The sequence below is a fragment of the Tabrizicola sp. genome (genome assembly GCF_051645465.1).
In the GTDB taxonomy this organism is placed as follows: Bacteria; Pseudomonadota; Alphaproteobacteria; order Rhodobacterales; family Rhodobacteraceae; genus Tabrizicola.
Genome location: NZ_JBOFBI010000163.1, coordinates 1 through 3,086 on the forward strand (window position 1 = coordinate 1; position 3,086 = coordinate 3,086).

The 3,086-nt window shown below is 67.1% G+C and carries 2 protein-coding genes and 1 pseudogene; 2 read left to right on the forward strand and 1 reads right to left on the reverse strand.

Translation table 11 applies throughout. The features are described 5' to 3' along the window. Both ACRCSW_RS10290 and pheT read left to right on the forward strand, forming a co-directional pair. Nucleotides 1-132, forward strand: a pseudogene (locus ACRCSW_RS10290) (IS30 family transposase); the annotation flags it as partial. Nucleotides 133-246: 114 nt separating this feature from the next. Then, nucleotides 247-2,664: a phenylalanine--tRNA ligase subunit beta gene (pheT, locus tag ACRCSW_RS10295; protein ID WP_438704806.1), complete on the forward strand. Its 2,418-nt coding sequence runs from the start codon at nt 247-249 to the stop codon at nt 2,662-2,664. Between the two features lie 88 nt (nt 2,665-2,752). On the opposite strand, the gene ACRCSW_RS10300 is transcribed toward pheT, so the two are convergent. Continuing rightward, nucleotides 2,753-3,086 (reverse strand): glutathione binding-like protein (locus ACRCSW_RS10300; protein ID WP_438704807.1); only part of this gene is annotated, 334 nt, incomplete at its 5' end.

The window sequence follows — 3,086 nt, forward strand, 5'->3', positions numbered from 1 at the left end:
ACCGATCTATCTGTCCATTCACAGGCAAAACTCAGCGCAATTGCCAGACAGCTGAACGAACGACCACGCAAGACCTTGCAATATCAAACCCCAGCAGAGAGATTCGCAGAGTGTGTTGCGTCGATCAGTTGAACCCACCCCGCAAAGCGGATATTCAAGCTGATCCACCAGTCGGCCCCCGACCCGCTTCCCCTTCCCCGCCCTTTGCGCTAAGCCCGGTGCCGCACCGCACCGGGAACCCGCACGATGAAGTTCACCCTCGCCTGGCTGAAAGATCACCTCGACACGACGGCCCCCGTCGACGCCATCGCCGAGGCGCTGACCGACCTCGGGCTTGAGGTTGAGGGCGTGGAAGACCCGACCGCTCAGCTGGGGGCCTTCCGCATCTGCAGGGTGATCGAGGCGGTTCAGCACCCCAACGCCGACCGCCTTCGCGTCTGCCGGGTCGAGACCTGGCCCGACGGCCCCGGCGGCCGCACCGAAGAGGTGCAGGTCGTCTGCGGCGCGCCCAATGCCAAGACCGGGTTGGTGGGTGTCTTCGCCCCCCCCGGCACCCATGTCCCCGGCACGGGCGTTGACCTCAAGCCCGGTAACATCCGTGGCGTCGATTCGAACGGCATGCTCTGTTCCGAGCGCGAACTGATGCTGTCCGAGGACCATGACGGCATCATCGAACTGCCTGCCGACGCACCGCTGGGTGTGCGCTACATCGACTGGAAGGGGCTGAACGACCCAGTGATCGAGATCAAGGTCACCCCCAACCGCCCCGATGCTTTGGGCGTCCACGGCATCGCCCGCGACCTTGCTGCGCGGGGCCTTGGCACCCTGAAGGCGGTGAAGGTAACCCCGGTTCCCGGCCGCTTCCCCAGCCCCATCGGCGTGAAGATCGACCCCGCGCTGAAGGCCAAGGGCTGCCCCCACTTCACCGGCCGCCTGATCCGCGGCGTGAGGAACGGCCCTTCGCCCGACTGGATGCAGGCGCGGCTGAAGGCAGTCGGCCTTCGCCCAATCTCGGCGCTGGTGGATATCACCAACTACTTCACCTTCGGCCTGAACCGCCCCCTCCACGTCTTCGACGCCGCCAAGGTGAACGGCGACCTGCGCATCCACCCCGCCAAAGGGGGCGAGACGCTGCTGGCACTCGATGGCAAGACCTACACGCTGGCTGTCGGCCAGATGGTCATCTCCGACAGCCACGGTCCGGAATCGCTCGCCGGTATCATGGGCGGCGAAGCCTCCGGCTGCACCCCCGAGACAACCGACGTCTTCCTCGAGTCAGCCTACTGGGACCCGATCACCATCGCCGCCACCGGTCGCGCGCTCAAGATCAACTCCGACGCCCGCTATCGTTTTGAGCGCGGCGTCGACCCGGCCTTCACTCTGCCGGGGCTGGAGCTTGCAACCCGCATGATCCTCGACCTCTGCGGCGGCGAGCCGTCCGAGGTGGTCGCTGACGGTGCCCCCATCGACACCAAACGCACCTACCAGCTGAACCCCGCCCGGGTGGTCAGTCTTGTGGGGATGGACATCCCCGAAGCCACCCAGCGCGCCACGCTGGAGGCGCTAGGCTTCACGCTTGACGGCACCGCCGTCACCCCGCCGACTTGGCGCCCCGACGTCCTGGGCGACGCCGATCTGGTCGAGGAAGTCGCCCGGATCGCGAGCCTGACCAAGCTCAAGGGCGCGCCAATGGCCCGCACGCAACCTGGCGTGCCAAAGCCGATCCTGACGCCCCTGCAGGTACGTGAGCGCACCACCCGCCGGACGCTGGCCGCCCTTGGCTACAACGAATGCGTCACCTACAGCTTCATCGACGCCAGGGCCGCGGCCCTCTTCGGCGGCGGCACGGATGCCGTCCGGGTGGACAACCCGATTTCGTCCGAGATGACGCATATGCGGCCCGACCTCCTCCCCGGCCTTCTGGCGGCGGCGGCAAGGAACCAGGCGCGCGGGTTCATGGACCTGGCGCTGTTCGAGATCGGCCCCGCCTTCCACGGCGGCGAGCCCGGCGAGCAGCACCTGCAGGCCACGGGCCTTCTGGTCGGGGCAGCAGCCCAGCGCGACCCCCACGGGAGCCGCCGGATGATCGACGTCTATGATGCCAAGGCCGATGCCGAGGCGGTGCTGGCCACCCTTGGCGCCCCCGCCCGCACGCAGATCACCCGGAAGGTCGCCGACTGGTGGCACCCCGGCCGGTCGGGCGTGATCGGCCTTGGGCCGACCGTGATGGCGACCTTCGGCGAGGTTCACCCCCGCATCCTTCAGGCGATGGACGTCAAGGGTCCGGCGGTGGCGTTCACCGTGCTCGTGGCCAACGTCCCCGCACCGAAGGTCAAGACACCGACCCGCCCGGCGCTGGCGATCAGCGACCTGCAGGCGGTGGAACGCGACTTCGCCTTTGTCGTCGACGCGAAGGTCGAGGCGCTGACCGCCGTCAACGCAGCGCAGGGCGCCGACAAGGCGCTGATCGAAAGCGTTCGGGTCTTCGACCAGTTCGCCGGTGACAAGGCCGAGGCGCAGATGGGGGCGGGCAGGAAGTCCATCGCGCTGACCGTGCGGCTGCAGCCCACCGCCGCGACCCTGACCGAGGCCGAGATCGAGGCGGTTTCCGCGAAGATCATCGAGAAGGTGACGAAAGCGACCGGCGGCACGCTAAGGGCCTGACCGGCCGCTCATCGCATGTCTTCGACGCTCTTCGCTGGAGCAGCGCCAGCGAGGAGTGCACGAAGTGCATCGACGAGCGACCCCATGCTTATGCGGCCCGGTCGACATTCTGCGGAAAGAGCGCGCGCTTGGCTTCATCGTCGAAGTCCTGCTTGAAGCTGAACTTCTCGCGCAGCTTCTGGACAGCCGCAGCGGCGGGGCGGGCCGAGATTTCGTCGAAGAGCCGCTTGGCGTTCGGGAACCCCGCAAGCCCGTCGTCAAAGATGTAGCCCGCAAAGTTCATCCAGCCCCAGGCGCCGATGTCGGCGATGGAATAGGTGTCGCCGCCCAGGTATTTCGTCACCCCCAGCCGGTCGTTGATCACCGTATAGTGCCGCGTGATCTCTTTGAGGTAGCGGTTCTTGGCATAGGGGATGTCCTCG